Origin of the sequence: Roseiterribacter gracilis (genome assembly GCA_018332375.1) — a bacterium.
In the GTDB taxonomy this organism is placed as follows: Bacteria; Pseudomonadota; Alphaproteobacteria; order BOG-932; family Roseiterribacteraceae; genus Roseiterribacter; species Roseiterribacter gracilis.
The window spans coordinates 235,710-253,084 of sequence record BOPV01000001.1; the positions used below are offsets into that span (position 1 = coordinate 235,710).

The following is a 17,375-nucleotide window of genomic DNA, read 5'->3' on the forward strand; positions in this document are numbered from 1 at the left end:
ATTTCGTTTCTGACGGTGCCGCAGCCCGAGGCGAGATTCAAGGGTTGATCTGATCTGATCCTCCTGATTTGATCAAATCCAATGGAAGTGATCAGGCTGGCGTAAGACCGGCCGATCGCAGGGACGGGTTCTGGCGGGAGTGAAAGACATGCGGGTTCAAAACAAAGTTGCGTTCGGCGTTCTGATGGCGACCACCGCGTTGGTCCTGCCGGGAACGGCCTACGCGCAGATCGAAGAAGTCACGGTTACGGCGTCGAGGGTCGGTGCCACCGACCTGCAAAAAACCCCGATCGCGATTTCGGCGTATTCCGGTGCGCAGATCGAGCGAACCTTTAGCTATGGGCTCAAAGATCTGATTCAGCTGACGCCGAATATTGCGGTGGCGCAGAACAGCTCGTTTGCGCAGGTCTATATTCGCGGCATCGGTTCCAACAACGTGTTCAACGGTTCGGACCCGAGCTCGGCGGTGCAGGTCGATGGCATCTATATGGCGCGACCGAACTCGCAATTCGTGAATTTCTACGACGTCGAGCGCGTCGAAGTGCTGCGCGGCCCGCAAGGCACGCTGTACGGCCGTAACGCGACCGGCGGCGTCATCAACGTGATCTCGCGCAAGCCGAGCACCGAAAAGCTGGATGCCAAGGCGCAGGAAACGATCGGCAATTACGGCTTCACGCGCACCGAAGGCTACGTGAACGTGCCGGTGACCGACAAAGTCGCCGCCAGCCTGTCGGCCTATTACGTTTATGGCGATCCCAAGCGCACTAACATCATCCCGACCGGCAACGACATCGACAACCAGAACCAGGGCGGCGCGCGCGGCCAGGTTCTGGTGAAGCTCACCGACAATATCGAAAGCATCACGCGTTTCGATTTCGACTCGGCCTACACGCACCCGATGGGCTTCGCGAAGCCGTTGTTCCGCTACACGCCCTTCACCAACACAATTCTGGGCGACTATTCCAAGGTTGCGCTGAACCAGACCAACCTGGGCACGGTGCGTGACTATGGCGGGTCGGAAGAGCTGAACTGGCAGCTTGGCAACGGCATGGTGCTGAAGTCGCTGACCGGCGCCCGTCACAACCTGACCAAAAGCCGGACCGACACCGATTCGTCGGAAACCAACACGACGGTTTCGAACATCTACGAGTCGCAGCGCCAGTTCAGCCAAGAAGTAAATCTCAGCGGCAAGATCGGCGCGCTCGATTTCGTCGGCGGTCTTTATTACTTCTTCGAGCAGAACCAGAGCCGCAACGTGATCGAAGCGCGCGTGCCGAACACCGGCACGGCGATCAATCCAAGTGTGCACACCAATGCTTACGCCGCCTACACGCAGGGCACGTACCACGTCACCGACCAGCTCTCGGGCACGGTGGGCGCGCGCTACACGCAAGAGCAAAAGGACTTTTACAACACGTCCGGCACGCTGAACTTGGCGAGCATGCAGTACATCAACAATGGTCCGATCAAGACGATCGCGAAGGGCAAGTACTACTCGTTCACGCCGAAGTTCGGCGTCGAATATTCGCCGACCAAGGACATCATGCTGTTCGCATCGGTGACCAAAGGCTTCAAGTCGGGCGGCTTCAACCAGACCAACACGAACCCGTTCGGCGGCTTCGCACCCGAGAAGCTGTGGAGTTACGAAGCGGGCGTGAAGACCGAGTGGCTGAACAAGCGGCTGCGCGTCAACTTCACCGGGTTTAAATACAACTACGACAATCTGCAGGTGCAAGCCTTCATCCGGCCGGGCGTCACCGACATTACGAACGCGTCGGACGCGGAAGTCTGGGGTCTCGAACTCGAAACCATCGTCGAGCCGGTCAAGGGGCTGTTGTTCACCGCCAACCTCTCGAAGCTGCAGGCGACGTACCTGACGTTCCCAGCAGCGCCAGGCCCAGGCGGCATCACCGTCAATGCCACCGGCAACTATCTGAACTCGGCGCCGCCCTACATGGTGAACTTCGCTGCCGACTACACCTACGACCTCGCCGGCGGCGACATGCTGTTCGCGCACGCTGACTATTTGTGGACGGACAAGCAGTATTTCGTCGCGTCGAACGATCCGCAGCAAAGCCAGGGTGCGTACGGGTTGTTGAACGCCAGCATCGGCTATGAATCGCCGGACGGAAAATGGCGCGCCTCGCTGTGGGGCAAGAACCTGACGGGCAAGCAGTACGTCAACACGACTGCAACCGTGTCGGCGGTCGTGTCGGGCCGTCCTGGCGATCTGCGCACCTTCGGTGCACGCCTTTCCTGGAAACTGTGAGCGCAACTTGATCAACGGAACTTGTAGTTCCCGCTTCGAACGCGTCGGCGAGGTTTTCGCAGAAAACTTCGCCAAACGCGGCGAAGTCGGCGCGGCCGTGTGCGTCTACGAAAACGGCGTCAAGCTGGTCGATTTGTGGGGCGGCGTCGCTGATCCCCAAACCGGTATGATGTGGGAGCAAAACACGCTCGTCTGCATGATGTCGGTCGGCAAAGGCATGTCGGCGCTGTGCGTGCATCGGTTGATCGATCGCGGTGCGATCGATCTCCACGCGCCGGTGGCGCAGTACTGGCCCGAATTCGCGCAAGCGGGCAAAGGCGCCATTACCGTCAAACAATTGCTCGGCGGTCTCGCCGGGCTGATCTATGCCGATGCAGCACCACCCAATTCGATCATGAATTGGAAGGTGATGGTGGGCGCGCTCGAACAGCAGGCGCCCGAATGGCCGCCCGGCACCAAGGGCGCCTATCATTCGATGAGCATGGGCTTCTTGATGGGCGAGCTGGTGCGGCGCGTCGATGGACGCCCGATCGATCAGTTCTTCCGTGAAGAAATCGCGCAGCGTCTCGACGTCGAATATGGCTACGGCCTGAACGACGAACAGATCGCACGCACCGCGCGCATCATCCCCAATCCCGAAAGCGTCACGGCCAACGCGATCAAAGATCGCGCCAGCAAGCTGGGACGTGCCTGGAAGGCCCGCCCGGCGGGGTCGGAATATTACAGCACCGACGAATTCCGCCGCGGCGTACTCCCGTCCAGCAACGGACATGGCAACGCGCGATCGGTCGCGCGCATCTACGCTGCTTTGTCGCTCGACGGCACGATCGACGGTGTCGAGATTCTGAAACCCGGTTCGATCGAGCGTTTGCGCGAAGAACAATGGGACGGGATTTGCGGCATGACCGACCGTCATTTCCGCTATGGGCAGGGTTTCTTCCTCGGCGGCTTGCCGTTGGCCCCATTGGGTCCCAATCGCCAGGCCTTCGGTCATCCAGGTGCGGGTGGCGCGCTTGGGTTCGCGGATCCCGAAAGCAAGATTGCCTTCTCCTATAGTCCCAATTTCATGTGCGGCGGCGCCGGTGTCGGTGATCGTTGCGAAGCTCTCGTCCAGGCGGTGTTCGCATGAGTGATCTCAAAAATCGTGTCGCGCTGGTCACCGGCGGAAGCTCTGGTATCGGTGAAGCGATCGCGCGCAAATTCGCAGGCGCCGGCGCCAAAGTCGCGGTGGTTGCCAGCAGCGGTCAGGACAAGGCCGACGCAGTCGCCAAGGCGATTGGCGGCAAAGGCTATGTCTGCGACGTGCGCAACGCGGCGGCGGTTGCGGCGCTGGTGAAACAAGTCGAGTCCGATCTTGGTCCGCTCGACATTCTGGTGAATTCCGCCGGCGTATTTTATCCGACCGTCGCGGGCGAAACGCCCGCCGTCGATATCGACCGCATGGTCGACATCAATCTCAAAGGCTCGTTCCACACGCTGAACGCGGTGGCGCCGGGCATGAAGGATCGCAAGCGCGGTTGGGTCGTGAATATCGCGTCCTGTGCCGGCATCGTCGGCGTGGTGCCGTTCTCGCTCTACAGCGCGACCAAGGCTGCGGTGATCATGTTGACCAAAGTCAGCGGTCGCGAACTGGCGCCGTTCGGCGTGCACGTCAACGCGATCGCGCCCGGCAACACGGCGACGCCGATGAACGCGGCGATCCGCACGGAGCCCGAACACAAGGCCGTGCACGACGTGATGAAGTCGATCACGCCGTCGCAAACCGTCTTCACCGATCCGGCCGACATTGCCGGCGGTGCGTTGTTCCTCGTCTCCGACACAGCCCGGCCGATGTACGGCGCGGTTCTGTCGATGGACGAGGGTGTCACGACCGGCCTGTAAAGAAAGCAAAGCCTATGCGGAAAGCCGACAAAGTCATCATCACCTGTGCCGTGACCGGTTCGATCCACACGCCGTCCATGTCGGACGCGTTGCCGATCACGCCGGACCAGATCGCCGAACAGTCGATCGCGGCGGCCGAGGCGGGTGCTGCGATCCTGCATTTGCATGCACGCCAAGATGACGGGCGGCCGACTGCTGACCCCGAAGTCTTCATGCAGTTTCTGCCGCGCATCAAACAATCGACCAATGCGGTGGTGAACATCACCACCGGCGGTGCGATGGGCATGTCGATCGACGATCGTCTGGCCGCACCGCGCCGGGCGCAGCCTGAACTGTGCTCGCTGAATATGGGCTCGATGAATTTCGGCGTCTTCGCAGCCGCCGAAAAAATCACCGACTGGAAACATGCCTGGGAGAAAGACTATCTCGCCCAGTCCTACGATCTGATTGCCCCCAACACGTTCAAGCAGATCGAAATGATGGCGCGCGACCTGGGCGACCGGTTCGGCACCAAGTTCGAATTCGAATGCTACGACGTCGGCCACCTCTATACGCTGCGCTACTTCGCCGATCTCGGCGTGGTGAAGCCGCCGTTCTTCATCCAGTGCATTTTTGGCGTGCTGGGCGGGCAGGGTGCGGACCCGGACAATCTGGTTCACATGAAGAACACCGCCGACAAATTGTTCGGTGACGAATACTACATGTCGGTTCTGGCAACCGGTCGCTTTCAGACGCGCATGGTGACGATGAGCGCGCTCTATGGCGGCAATGTGCGCGTCGGTCTGGAAGACAGCCTGTTCCTGCAACGCGGGAAAATGGCGCCCGACAACGCGTCGCAAGTAAAGAAGATCCGAACCATTCTTGAGGAACTCTCTTTCGAGATCGCCACGCCCGATGAAGCACGCACAATGCTGGGGCTGAAGGGCGGCGATCAGGTCGCCTTCTGATGACAAGCCAACGCTTTCGCTTTGCCTGCGATACGGGCGGCACATTCACCGATCTTCTGGTCGAATCTGACCAGGGGCTGCGCATGTACAAGGCGCACACTGTGGCAGGCGATCCGGCGAAAGGCGTGCTGGATGCGCTGACCAAAGCTGCGATCGATCACGGGCTGGAGCTGCGCGCGCTGCTCGAGGCGGGCGAGTTGTTCGTGCACGGCACGACGCACGCGATCAACGCGATCGTGATGGGCCGTACCGCCAAGACCGCGCTGCTGGCGACGCAGGGCCATACCGACGTGCTGGTGTTGCGCGAAGGCGGCCGCACCGATCCGTTCGATCACACTGTGCCCTATCCGGATCCTTACGTGCCGCGCGCGCTGACCTTCGGCGTGCCGGAGCGGATTGATGCGAGCGGCGCGATCCTGACCAAGCTCGACGAAGCGCGGGTCGTCGAAATCGCCAAAGAACTGGTCGCGCGCGGCGTCGAGGCAGTCGCGATCGCGTTTCTATGGTCGATCGTCAATCCAACGCACGAGCTGCGCGTCGCCGAGCTGCTGCACAAACATGCACCCGGCGTTGCAATCACCTGCAGCCACGCGCTGAACCCGACGTTGCGCGAATATCGCCGGACCTCGGCCGCGGCGATCGATGCGTCGCTGAAGCCGCTGATGACGCGCTATCTCGGCGGCATCGAAGAGCGGCTGCGCGACGAAGGATTTTCCGGACGCGTGCTGGTGCTGACTTCGCAAGGCGGTGCGATGGCCGCGTCGGCGCTCGCTGCAGCACCGATCCATGCGATCAATTCAGGCCCGTCGCTGGCACCGGTCGCGGGTCGCTATCACGCTGCGCGCGAAGGAGACGGTGCGCGCAATGTCGTCGTCGCCGATACGGGCGGCACGACCTACGACGTCAGTCTTGTCCGCGATGGATTCATTCCGTGGACGCGTGAAACCTGGATTGGCGCTCCCTATCGCGGACACATGACGGGCTTCCCCTCCGTCGATGTGAAATCGGTTGGGGCCGGCGGTGGTTCGATTGCCTGGGTGGATTCCGGGGGCGTGCTGCATGTCGGACCGCAAAGCGCGGGCGCCAATCCAGGACCGGCCTGCTACGGCAAAGGCGGCACCAAACCGACCGTCACCGACGCGTCGGTCGTGCTCGGCCATCTCGATCCCGATTATTTTCTCGGCGGCAGCGTCACGCTCGACGCCGCAGCGGCGCGGGCTGCGATCCAAAACGAGGTTGCCAGCAAACTGGGCCTATCGATCGAAGAAGCGGCCAACGCCATTCTCGATCTCGTCACCGAAAACATGGTGCAGGCGATCGTCGACATCACGGTCAATCAGGGCGTCGACGCGTCCGACGCGCTGTTGATCGGCGGCGGCGGTGCAGCCGGCCTGAACTCGGTCGCGATTGCGCGCCGGCTTGGCTGCGCGACGGTGCTGTTTCCCGAAACCGGCGCTGCGCTCAGCGCCAGCGGTGCGTTGATCTCGGATCTCACCGCCGAGTTCCGGCGTCCGTGCTTCACCGCGACCGACCGGTTCGACTTCGACGAAGTCATGACGAGCTTCGCCGCATTGGCGGCCGAAGCACATGCGTACGAAGAGGCGCAGAAGGGCGCGACGTTGGGCGCCACGATCACCTTCGCGGTCGAAGCGCGCTACCCGAACCAGGTCTGGGACCTCGAAGTGCCGCTGGAACATGCGCGCTTCAACGGACCTGCCGACGTCGAGACCTTGCGCCAGGCGTTTCACGCCGCGCACCGGCAAGTCTTTGCCATCGACGATCCGAACTCGGCCGTCGAATTGGTGGCGCTGGTTGCGCGCGTGCGCTGTGCGCTGCGCGACCGCGATCTGCCGCGGCTCGGCAATGCGGGTGGGCGCGACAAGCTGGCGGCGCGCAAAGCCTGGTTTCAGTCGCGCGGCTGGTGCGAGACGCCGGTGCTGCGCATCGAAGATCTGGTGCCGGGGCAAAACCGCGCCGGCCCTGCGATCGTCGAAACCCCGTTCACGACGATTGTGATCGATCCCGGCGCGCGGTTCCGCGCGACCCAAAGCGGCGGCCTTGCCGTCGATCCCGCACCCGCGCGCGTTTCGGTGGCCGCATGACCAAGCAACTCGACGGCGCCAAGCTCGCCATTCTCGCCAACCGCTTTGAAGGCGTGGCGCGCAAAATGGCGAACACCTTGTTGCGCACCGGCCGCTCCGGCGTGCTCAACCGTGCGCGCGATTTTTCCTGCTGCATCGTGACTGCGGATTGCGATCTGCTAGCGGCAGCCGACGCGCTGCCGATCCATGTGTTGAGCGGGCCGGATTTGATGGCGCGCGCGATGCGCGAATTTCATCCCGACCTGAAACGCGGCGACGCCTACCTGCATAACTCGCCGTATCACGGCTGCAGCCACGCGGCCGATCACACGATTCTGGTGCCGGTGTTCGACGAAGCGGGCAAACACCGATTCACCGTGCTGGCCAAGGCGCACCAGGCCGACATCGGCAATTCGGTGCCGACGACCTATCACGGTGCCGCGCGCGACGTGTACGAAGAAGGCGCGCTGATTTTTCCGGCGGTGCAGGTCGAACGCGACTTCAAGTCGAACGACGACATCGTCCGTATGTGCCGCCTGCGCATTCGCATTCCCGATCAATGGTGGGGTGACTATCTCGCCATGATGGGTGCTGCGCGCATCGGCGAGCGCGAGCTGGAAGCGCTGGGACGCGACGTGGGCTGGGACCAGCTCGACGCGTTTGCCGCGCAATGGTTCGACTATGCCGAACGTCGTGCCGACGAAGCGATCCGCGCGCTGCCGGCCGGGCGTACCCAGGCGACCAGCACGCACGATCCGTTTCCGGGTACGCCCGCGCACGGCATTCCGATCACCTCGATCGTCACGGTCGATCCCGCAGCCGGGCGGATCGAAGTCGATCTGACGCAGAATCCGGATTGCCTGCCATCGGGCCTCAATCTCAGCGAGTCCTGCGCGCGCACCGCAGCGTTGATCGGCGTGTTCAACTCGATCGATCCGACCGTGCCGAAGAATGCCGGCAGCTTCCGCCGCATCGACGTCAAGCTGCGCGAGAATTGCATCGCAGGGATTCCGGTCCATCCGACCAGTTGCTCGGTCGCAACCACCAACGTCGCCGACCGTGTCGCCAACGCAACTCAGCGTGCGATTGCCGAACTGGCCGACGGGCACGGCATGGCCGAAGTCGGTGCGGTGATCCCGGCTGCGTCGGGTGTCGTGTCGGGCGTCGATCCGCGCACCGGCGCGGGTTTCGTCAACCAGGTGTTTCTGGGTTTCACCGGCGGTGCTGCGCGTGCCGGCAACGACGCCTGGCTGACCACCGCGCATGTCGGCAATGGCGGTATGTGTTTCCAGGACTCGATCGAGCTTGCCGAGCTTTACCAGCCGATCCTGGTGCAAGAACGCGCGCTGCTGCCCGACACGGAGGGAGCCGGTCAGTGGCGCGGCGCGCACTCGGTTCGCGTCGAGTTCGGTCCGATCGGTGCGCCGATCGACGTCGGCTATGTCAGCGACGGCGGCATCAACGGTCCCAAGGGCGCGCGTGGAGGCTTGAGCGGCAATGTCGCGCAACAGCACAAGCGCAAGCGCGATGGGACGCTGGAAGAATTGCCGGCCTGCGCGATGATCCGCGTCGAACCAGGCGAGACGATCGTCTCGGTATCGTGCGGCGGTGGCGGTTATGGCGCGCCGACGGCGCGCGACCGCGACCGGGTGCGCAAAGACGTCGAAGAAGGTTGGGTCAGCAAAAGCCGGGCGCGCGAAATCTATGGCTACGACGTCTGACGTGCTGACGCTCTATCTCAACTGGAATGCGGTCTGCGCCCAAAAGGTGCTGCTGACCCTCGAAGAGAAAAACATCGCCTACACGCTGGTCCATATCGACCTGGCGAAGTTCGAACAGCACGACCCGGCCTATCTCAAGCTGAACCCGGCCGGCGTGGTTCCTACCTTGGTGCATGACCAGCAGGTCGTCGTCGAATCCAGCGTCATCATCGAATATCTCGAAGACGCCTTTCCCGACGCGCGGCTGCGTCCGCCGGCGCCGTCCCAGCGCGCGCAGATGCGCTGGTGGATGAAGACGGTCGACGACACCGTCCATGGCTCGCTGCGCCCGTTGAGCTTCGTGCGTTTCGCGCAGTCTTACGCGCAGACTTTGTCGGACGACACGTTGCGCGAAATCACCGCGCGCATGCCGAAAAAGGATCTCGCCGAAATCTGGCAGCGCGTTGCGCGCTCGCCCTATAGCGATGACGAGCTGTCGGTTTATCTGCACAAAGTCGAAGACGTGCTCGACCGGATGGACCAGGCGCTGGCGCAGGACAAATGGCTGGCGGGTGACGAGTTCTCGCTCGCCGACATTGCCATGACGCCGTATTTCCGGCGCATGGTGCAGCTCGACAAGCAGGTGCTGTGGCAGGGCGTGCGCCCGCACGTCGCCGACTGGGTGAAGCGGATCGAAGCGCGCCCGTCTTTTGCGGTGCTCGATCGCGTCAAACAGATGTTCGGCCCCCAATCATGAGCGGGACCGCATGATCGACACGGCGCGCAGCGTCGCCCATCCGTGGCTGTGCGATGTGATGGGGCATCTGTCGACGCCCAATTATCTCGTCATGTTCGACGTCGCCACCTACCATCTCTTTGCCGCCGCCAACGCGTCGCCGGCCAAGACGGTGAAAACAGGGTTGGGCTGGGCCGATGTGCGGCACGAGATCGATTACAAATCCGAGGTCCGCGCCGGCGCCTTGCTGCGCATTCAAAGCGCGGTGGTGCGGGTCGGCGGCAAGTCGGTGACGCATCGCCACGAGCTGCGCGACGCCGACGACGACACGCTGCGCGCCAGTCTGCTGGCCACGACCGTCGCCTTCGACCTGATCGCGCGCGCCGCGACCACGATTCCAGATCTGCAGCGCGCCGGGTTCGAAGCGCTGCTGGAAGCTGAAAAACCCCTCTCCCCTCGGGGAGAGGGCGGGGCCCGCAAAGCGGGAGGGTGAGGGGGCTCATGCGCGCTTTATCCTCGATGGATCGACCCCCTCACCCCAACCCTCTCCCCGAGGGGAGAGGGGGCACGACCGTCGGCGCCTATGCCTGGTACATCGCCGTGCTGATGGCGTTGTCGCATCTGGTCTCGTTCCTTGACCGGTTCGTGATGGGACTGGCGGCGGTGCCGATCAAAACCGAACTCGGACTCAGCGACACGCAGATCGGTCTGCTGGCGGGGCTGGGCTTCGTCATTCTCTACAGCGTCGTTGCGGTTCCGTTGGGACAGCTCGCCGACGTGGTCAACCGCAAGCGCATGATTGCGGTCGGCATCTTTTTCTGGAGCGTGGCAACGGCGGCTTGCGCCTTCGCGGACTCGTTCGGCAGTTTGTTTTTGGCGCGGCTGAGCGTCGGGTTGGGCGAAGCGTCGCTCGTGCCCGCTGCGATGTCGCTGATCGCGGCCTATTTCACGCGCGACAAGCTGGGTCGCGCCGTGTCGCTATTCACGATGGGCGCGGGACTGGGCAAAAGCGCCGCCTATATCGCCGGTGCCGCAATTCTCGCCTGGTCGATTCCGCGCGGCGGTTTGACCGTGCCGGGGCTGGGCCATTTCGTACCGTGGCAAGTCTTGTTCCTTGCCGCGTCGCTGCCGGGCTTTGTGCTGGTGGTGCTGATGCTGACGACGGTGCGCGAACCGGTGCGCACCCGTACCGGCAAACGTCCGGGAGCGGGACCGGCGCTGGCCTATCTGCGCGCCAATCTGCGCGTCTATCTGACGTTCGGCATCGCCGCGATCTCGGTCATCATGGAAGTGCAGACGATCGCCGCCTGGGCGCCGAGCTTCTTTGCCCGCGAGCACAATATGACCGCGGCGGAAGCAGGGTATTTGGTTGGTTCGGCGGCGTTGCTGGCATCGATCTTCGGCGCGTTGAGCGGCGGCTTTCTCACCGATTGGATGCAGTCGCGCGGTTTGATCGGTGCGCCGTCGATCACCATGGCCGTGTCCTTGGTCGCAACTGCGGTCTCAGGATTGGTTCTGTACACGACGCCCAGCCTGGCGATTGCGGTACCGGCCTATGCGATCGTGCAATTCATGACCTCAGCCGGTTCGCCTGCCGGGCTGGCCGGCATTCAGATGATGACGCCCCCGGAATATCGCGGCCTGATCAGCTCCATCTTCTTGTGCGGTGTGACGCTGATTGCCGTCGGGCTGGGGCCGACTTTCATCGGCGTGCTGACCGACCATGTCTTCACCGGCCCGCGCGGTCTTGGCACGGCGTTGCTGGCGGCCAATCTGGTCTTTGCGGTGATCGGCATCGTTGCGGCGCTGTCGTGCCGGCGCGGCTTCCAGGCGTTGCGCGTCGCCTGACCATGATCGACGGGCACGCCGAAGACCGGTTCTCGGCGGTTCGTGAAGAATTCGCGCGCAACTTCGCCGAGCGCGGCGAGGTCGGTGCCGCGGTCTGCGTCTACGAGAACGGACGCAACGTCGTCGATTTGTGGGGCGGCATCGCCGATCCGAAAACCGGTGCTGCGTGGCAGCGCGACACGATCGTTTGCATGATGTCGGTCGGCAAAGCGATGGCTGCGATCTGCGTGTTGCAGCTGATCGATCGCGGCAAGATCGAACTCGGCGCGCCGATGGCGCGCTACTGGCCCGAATTCGCGCAAGCGGGCAAAGCGAAGATTACGGTCGAGCAGGTGCTGGGTGGGCTTGCGGCGCTGATCTACGCCGAACATGCGCCGCCCGGTTCGATGATGGATTGGGACGCGCAGGTGCGGGCGCTGGAATTGCAGGCGCCAGTCTGGGAGCCGGGCACGCGCGGCGCCTATCATTCGATGACTGCTGGCATTCTGTTCGGCGAGCTGGTGCGTCGCGTCGACGGGCGGACATTCGATCGCTATTGGCGCGAAGAAGTCGCGAACCCGCTCGGCGTCGATTATGCGCTGGGGCTGAACGACGATGAGATGGCGCGCGTGGCGCCGATGATCCCCAATCCCGGCAGCGTGACGTTGAACGCAATTGCCGATCCCACCAGCAAGCTCGGCAAGGCCTGGCGTTCGATGCCGCGCACCCCCGATTTCTTCAACAGCGACGAATATCGCCGTGGCGTGTTTCCATCGGGCAACGGCCACGGCAATGCACGCGCGATTGCGCGGGTTTACGCGGCGCTGGCGCAAGGCGGCACCTTGGACGGTGTCACCATCCTGTCGTCGTCGGTGATCGAAGAAGCGCGCACGCAGCGTTGGGACGAGATTTGCGGCATGACCGATCGTCCATTTCGCTACGGGCTTGGCTTCATGTTGTCGAAGCCGCCGCTAGTGCCGTTCGGCGACAATCCACGCGCGTTCGGTCAGCCGGGCGCGGGCGGGGCGCTGGGCTTTGCCGATCCGGAACGTGGCATCGCCTTTTCCTTCAGCCCCAATTTCATGTGCAGCGGGGCCGGGCTGGGCGATCGCTGCGCGGCGTTGATCACCGCGACGTTTGCAAGCGTCGCGTAGGGCCAGGCCGATTGCCGCAATCTTCTGTGGCTGAGACCGGTCGTCCCCAAATGACCGCAAACTGGACCGGCGGCAACGCCGGCCCATCTTTTTTGCGACGTTGGTCAGACCGCTGCGATAACCGCGATCTCGACTTTGTACGCAGGCGTGGCGAGCTTTGCTTCGACCGTGGCGCGGGCCGGCGTGTTGCCGGGCGACACCCACGAATCCCACACGCCGTTCATTTCGGCGAAGGTGCCACCAATATCGCTGAGCCAGATATTTGCGCTCAGGATTTTGCTCTTGTCGGTACCAGCCTGGCTGAGCACCGCATCAATCTTGGCAAGAATCTGTTGCGTCTGCCCGGCGACGCCGACGCTGGTGTCATCGGCAACCTGGCCGGCGACATAGACGGTTCCGTTGTGAACCACGCCCATGCTCATGCGCGGTCCGGGCGCAATGCGCTGAATTCCCATTGTGCTTGCTCCTTAATGTGGGGCGCGCATCCTACGGAAACGCCGCGCCCGCACAACTGAGCAACACTCAACCGTGCGTGCGCGTCTGGATTGTGATCTGCGCCAAGGTGCCGACGCCGGGCTCGCTGCTTAACACCAGCCGCCCGCTCAGACGTTCGATCATCGCGCGCGCCAGCGGCAGGCCGAGACCGGTGCCCTGATGTTGGCGCGCATGGTCGGTGCGCGCCTGACGGAAGGGCCGCATCACGTCGTGCAACTCGTCCGCGCTCATGCCGATGCCGGTGTCTTGAATCGCGATTGCGAGAATGCCGGGCACGCTTGCGTCGGCGGTCAAGGTCACGCGCCCGCCGGCATGGGTGAATTTGATCGCGTTCGACAGCAGATTTAGCAGAGCCTGATGTAGCAGTCGGCGGTTGCCGAGAAACGGACGCAGATGTGCGGTCTCGGCAATCTCAAGCTTGACGTCGGCGCGCGCCGCCAACGGCCGCAACATGCGCTGCAACGCGTCGAGCACATGCGATAGATCGACGTCTTCTTCTTCGTAGGCGAATTCGCCGGCCTCAACTTTTGCCAGGTCGAGAATGTCGTTGATGATGCGCAGCAGCTGGTCGGCGCCGTTGCGGATGTCTTCGACATATTCGCGCTGCGTCGGTTCGAGCGGGCCCGCATGTTGCCCGGCCAGCAAATCCGAGAAGCCGATAATCGCATTGAGCGGCGTGCGCAGCTCGTGGCTCATCGTGGCGACGAACGAGCTTTTGGCGCGGTTGGCGGCGTCGGCTTCGTCGCGTGCGATCTGCAGTTCGGCGGCAAGCTTGCGCGCTTCGCGCGTTGCATGTGCAGCTCGGCGGATGACAGATTGTGCGTGCGCGATAATCGGCAGTGAGACGAGCGTGCAACCGATCGCCGTGATCATCACCGTGCCGTCCGGCACCGGACCAAGCATCAACGTCCACAAGATCTGCACGATCAGTTCGGACGCCAGGACCGCAAACAGCACCAGCAGGCCGGTCGAGACGACGACATGACGCCGTCCCAGCCATTTATCGACGGCGCGTGGCAGGAGCCGGTGAGAGCCCAGATTTGGCAGTTGCGACACGGACGGCTTGTCGCAAGCTCCTGCCGTGGCTTCAAGGGCGGCCTTCGTTAAACAAGCTGCGAGGCGGACAGCGAGCAAATCACCGGCGATTGACGGGGCTGTCCGGCCAACTAGTTTTTAGAACCGTTCCAAGATTGATGTGACAGAGAGAGCGAGCGATGGGCCTCAAAATCGATCCGTTTGAAATGCCGGCACCGGAACGCGACGAGGCGCCGGGCACTGGCGACCGTCGCATTGTGCTGGGCGGCGGCTGCTTCTGGTGCACCGAGGCGGTGTATCTGCAGCTCGACGGCGTCAAGTCGGTGCGGCCTGGCTATGCCGGCGGCACCAAAGAGACGGCCGACTACAAAACCGTTTGCACCGGCAAGACCGATCACGCCGAAGTGATCGAGATCGTCTACGACCGCGCCAAGATTGGTCTCGGCACGATCCTGCAGACTTTCTTCTCGATCGCGCACGATCCGACGCAAAAAGATCGGCAGGGCAACGATATCGGCCGTCAGTATCGATCGGTCGTGTTTTATTCCGATGACGAACAGCGCGACGTGACGCGCAACTACATTCGGCAGATCGGTCAGCTCTACGATTCAGCCATCGTCACCGAGATCGCGCCGCTGGTCGAATTCTTCGAAGCCGAGGCGTATCACCACAACTACGCCGCGCTGAATCCGGAGCAGCCTTATATCCGTGCGGCTGCGGCGCCCAAAGTCGCGAAGTTGAAGAAGGCGCGCCCGGATCTGCTCAAAAGCTAGATCTGCACCGACGCTGCAAGTTCCTGCAATCCAGTCTGCACGGCGTTGCTGAAACGGGCCCAGGCCTGTGGCGGCACGCCGTGCTGGGTACGCATCTGCTCGGATAGATCGCGGCTGGCATCGACCAGTTCGGTCAGGCCGAGATTGCCTGCAAGCGACGTCATCGCATGCGCTTCGGCGCTGGCTGTCACGGGGTCGTGCGCCAGCGCGTCGAGCCGTGCGCTGACTTGCTCGAGATGGGCGAGGCTCAGCGCCACCAATTCGCGCGTCGGTGCAGCGCCGATCTGGCCGCGCAACGCGTCCAACGTTCTTGCCAGCGTGTCGGGTGCGTCGCTGGCAAGCGGCGTTTCCGGCGCCGTCACTGTTCGGGCGTAGCGCGCCAGAAGCGTGCTCAACGCGTCGCGATCGATCGGCTTGCTCAAATAGTCGGACATGCCGGCGTTGCGGCATGTCGCGATCTGTTCCGGCAACACATTGGCGGTGACGGCGACGATCGGTGTCTCGGCCGACGGCCCGCCGTGCGCGCGGATTTCGCGCGTCGCCTGCAGACCATCCATCAACGGCATTTCGACGTCCATCAGGATCAGGTCGAATCGCTGTTCGTTGGCAGCATTCACCGCCGCCTGACCGTCGGCGACGATTTGCACGCGGTGCCCGTCGCGCATCAACAGCGCGCGCAGCAGGTGTTGGTTGGTCGGAACGTCGTCCGCGACCAGAATTTTGAGACTGCTGATTTTGGCACCCGGTTCGACCGCGATCTCGTCGCGCGCAACCGCTGCCGCGGCGCGCAACGCAATTTCGAACCAGAAGATGGACCCGACGCCGGGTGCGCTGTCGATGCCGATCGTACCGCCCATGCTTTCCACCAGATCTTTTGAGATTGCGAGACCAAGCCCGGTGCCGGACATGCGTTGCGACGGTAGCTTGTCGACCTGCACGAACGGCTTGAACAACGATGCGATTTGCGCCGGCGTCAGGCCGGCGCCGGTATCGGCGATTTCAAACCGCACGCGCTCACCGTCGAGCGCGCGGCAGCGCAGCTCGACCGAGCCCTCATTGGTGAACTTGATCGCGTTGCTGAGCAGGTTGAGCAGGATCTGCCGCAGCCGTGCCGCGTCGCCGCGCACCCATTCCGGCAGATCGCGCGCGATTTCGGCGCGCGTCACCAGACGTTTGGCATCGGCCAGCGGGCGCATCAATGCCAAGGTCGATTCCAACGTCGGACGCAGTTCGAACGGCGCGTCGAGCAAAGCCAGTTTGCCGGCTTCGATCTTGGCTAGATCCAGTACATCATTGACGATGCCGCGCAGCAGATTTCCGGCATCGCGGATGGTTGCGGCCCAGTGTTTTTCCTGCGGCTTCAAATCACCGTCGAGCAGCAGGTCGGCGAAGCCCAGAATGCCGTTCAACGGCGTGCGAATTTCGTGGCTCATCACGGCGACAAAGCGGGCGCGCGACGCGGCATTTGCCTCGGCTTCGCGCGCCTGCGCGTCCATCCAACGCCGGCGTTGTTCGAGTTGCCAGACGCACAGCAACGCCAGGCCGCCGATCAGCAATGTCGCCGCAGCCGCAATCGCGGTCGCGCGCAACCAAGCCGCTTCGATCGGCGTCTGCGGGCGGCTGGCCGTGGTGACGATCGGGAAAATCTCGCTGACGCGATAGGCAAACAGGCGTGGCACGCCGGTGAAGCCGGAATAATCGCGCCGGGTGCCTTTGGGCGCGGCCGGGATCAGGTCGGTGAACAGGACCGCGTTCGAGCGCGTGGCGCCGACAAAATCGGTTTGTGGAAAACGCGCCAGCGTAATCCCGTCCAAGCGGTACATGCCGATCCAGTCGCCGGGCTCGCGGCGTACGGCATTGTAGAAGCGTCCGAAATAGGCGGGCTCAAGGCCTGCTACGATCACGCCGGCAAATGACCCGTCCGGCGCATTGATCCGCCGCGACCAGTTCATCGTGATCTGGTTGGTGCGTTTGCCCAGCACCGGTTCGCTGAGGTGCGGTGCGTCGTCGTCGATGCCGGCGTGATGTACGAAGTAGGAACGGTCGGCGAGATTCAGTGTGTTCATCGAATCGCTGCTGTCGGCGACGTCCTGACCATGAGCGTCGACCCAGACGATGATGCGAACCTGCGGCACGCCGAGCGCCAGCCGCTGCAAGTTCGTTTTGGCAAGCGCACGGTCGCGCGGGTCGTCGGAGCGTAGACCCTGCACCGACTCGCGTGCAGCCACGATCGTCAGATCGATGCCTTGCAGAGCGCGATCGGCATGCTCGGCGAAGATATCGGCCAATGACTCGACGTCACGTTCCGCCGCAGCGAGCCGTTCTTCGCGATTGATCGCGCAGAGCACCGCGACGATCACCATTGCGAGGGCAACGAGAAGGACAGCGCTCCAGAACGGCGCGCCGCGGCGCCAAAGGTTCGGGCGCGGGTTGCGATCCATGCCGCAACCTCATCTTGCAACGTAAGGGGGATGTTA

General features: G+C 63.2%; 14 protein-coding genes. 11 read left to right on the forward strand and 3 right to left on the reverse strand.

The features are described from left to right. Positions 1–148 precede the first annotated feature (148 nt). Genes TMPK1_RS01205 through TMPK1_RS01250 form a run of 10 tightly spaced genes read left to right on the forward strand, consistent with a single transcriptional unit; the run spans position 149 to position 12,595 of the window. Positions 149–2,269, forward strand: a complete 2,121-nt coding sequence (locus tag TMPK1_RS01205) for a TonB-dependent receptor (protein ID WP_420240907.1) — start codon at positions 149–151, stop codon at positions 2,267–2,269. 7 nt (positions 2,270–2,276) lie between these two features. Beyond that, on the forward strand, positions 2,277–3,398 hold the full coding sequence (locus TMPK1_RS01210; RefSeq protein ID WP_420240908.1) for a serine hydrolase domain-containing protein: 1,122 nt from the start codon (positions 2,277–2,279) through the stop codon (positions 3,396–3,398). Then, complete coding sequence (locus TMPK1_RS01215) at positions 3,395–4,150, forward strand: SDR family NAD(P)-dependent oxidoreductase (protein ID WP_420240910.1); 756 nt, start codon at positions 3,395–3,397, stop codon at positions 4,148–4,150. Before TMPK1_RS01210 ends, TMPK1_RS01215 begins: the two co-directional genes overlap by 4 nt. A gap of 14 nt (positions 4,151–4,164) precedes the next feature. Then, positions 4,165–5,097 carry a 3,5-dioxohexanoate:acetyl-CoA acetone transferase gene (kce, locus tag TMPK1_RS01220; protein WP_420240911.1) on the forward strand — a complete coding sequence of 311 codons (933 nt, stop codon included), beginning with the start codon at positions 4,165–4,167 and terminating at the stop codon, positions 5,095–5,097. After that, on the forward strand, positions 5,097–7,199 hold the full coding sequence (locus tag TMPK1_RS01225; protein WP_420240912.1) for a hydantoinase/oxoprolinase family protein: 2,103 nt from the start codon (positions 5,097–5,099) through the stop codon (positions 7,197–7,199). The genes kce and TMPK1_RS01225 overlap by 1 nt, the downstream gene beginning before the upstream one ends. Continuing rightward, the gene (locus TMPK1_RS01230) at positions 7,196–8,899 is read left to right on the forward strand and encodes a hydantoinase B/oxoprolinase family protein (protein WP_420240913.1); all 1,704 of its coding nucleotides are present in this window, start codon (positions 7,196–7,198) and stop codon (positions 8,897–8,899) included. Before TMPK1_RS01225 ends, TMPK1_RS01230 begins: the two co-directional genes overlap by 4 nt. Next, entirely contained in the window at positions 8,883–9,635 is a 753-nt protein-coding gene (locus TMPK1_RS01235) for a glutathione S-transferase family protein (protein ID WP_420240914.1), read from the forward strand. The genes TMPK1_RS01230 and TMPK1_RS01235 overlap by 17 nt, the downstream gene beginning before the upstream one ends. A gap of 10 nt (positions 9,636–9,645) precedes the next feature. Beyond that, on the forward strand, positions 9,646–10,107 hold the full coding sequence (locus TMPK1_RS01240) for an acyl-CoA thioesterase (protein WP_420240915.1): 462 nt from the start codon (positions 9,646–9,648) through the stop codon (positions 10,105–10,107). Positions 10,108–10,115: 8 nt separating this feature from the next. Continuing rightward, entirely contained in the window at positions 10,116–11,462 is a 1,347-nt protein-coding gene (locus tag TMPK1_RS01245) for an MFS transporter (RefSeq protein ID WP_420240916.1), read from the forward strand. 2 nt (positions 11,463–11,464) lie between these two features. After that, positions 11,465–12,595 (forward strand): serine hydrolase domain-containing protein, encoded by a 1,131-nt coding sequence (locus tag TMPK1_RS01250; protein ID WP_420240917.1) that lies wholly within the window; start codon positions 11,465–11,467, stop codon positions 12,593–12,595. A gap of 104 nt (positions 12,596–12,699) precedes the next feature. Here the strand turns inward: TMPK1_RS01250 and TMPK1_RS01255 are convergent, their stop codons facing one another. After that, on the reverse strand, positions 12,700–13,050 hold the full coding sequence (locus tag TMPK1_RS01255) for a RidA family protein (RefSeq protein ID WP_420240918.1): 351 nt from the start codon (positions 13,048–13,050) through the stop codon (positions 12,700–12,702). Between the two features lie 67 nt (positions 13,051–13,117). After that, a complete protein-coding gene (locus TMPK1_RS01260) occupies positions 13,118–14,146 on the reverse strand; it encodes a sensor histidine kinase (protein ID WP_420240919.1) in 1,029 nt (342 codons plus the stop codon). 158 nt (positions 14,147–14,304) lie between these two features. On the opposite strand from TMPK1_RS01260, the gene msrA reads away from it, so the two are divergent. Beyond that, positions 14,305–14,898, forward strand: a complete 594-nt coding sequence (msrA, locus tag TMPK1_RS01265; protein WP_420240920.1) for a peptide-methionine (S)-S-oxide reductase MsrA — start codon at positions 14,305–14,307, stop codon at positions 14,896–14,898. Here the strand turns inward: msrA and TMPK1_RS01270 are convergent. Then, the gene (locus tag TMPK1_RS01270; RefSeq protein WP_420240921.1) at positions 14,895–17,339 is read right to left on the reverse strand and encodes a hybrid sensor histidine kinase/response regulator; all 2,445 of its coding nucleotides are present in this window, start codon (positions 17,337–17,339) and stop codon (positions 14,895–14,897) included. The genes msrA and TMPK1_RS01270 overlap by 4 nt on opposite strands. Positions 17,340–17,375: the final 36 nt, after the last annotated feature.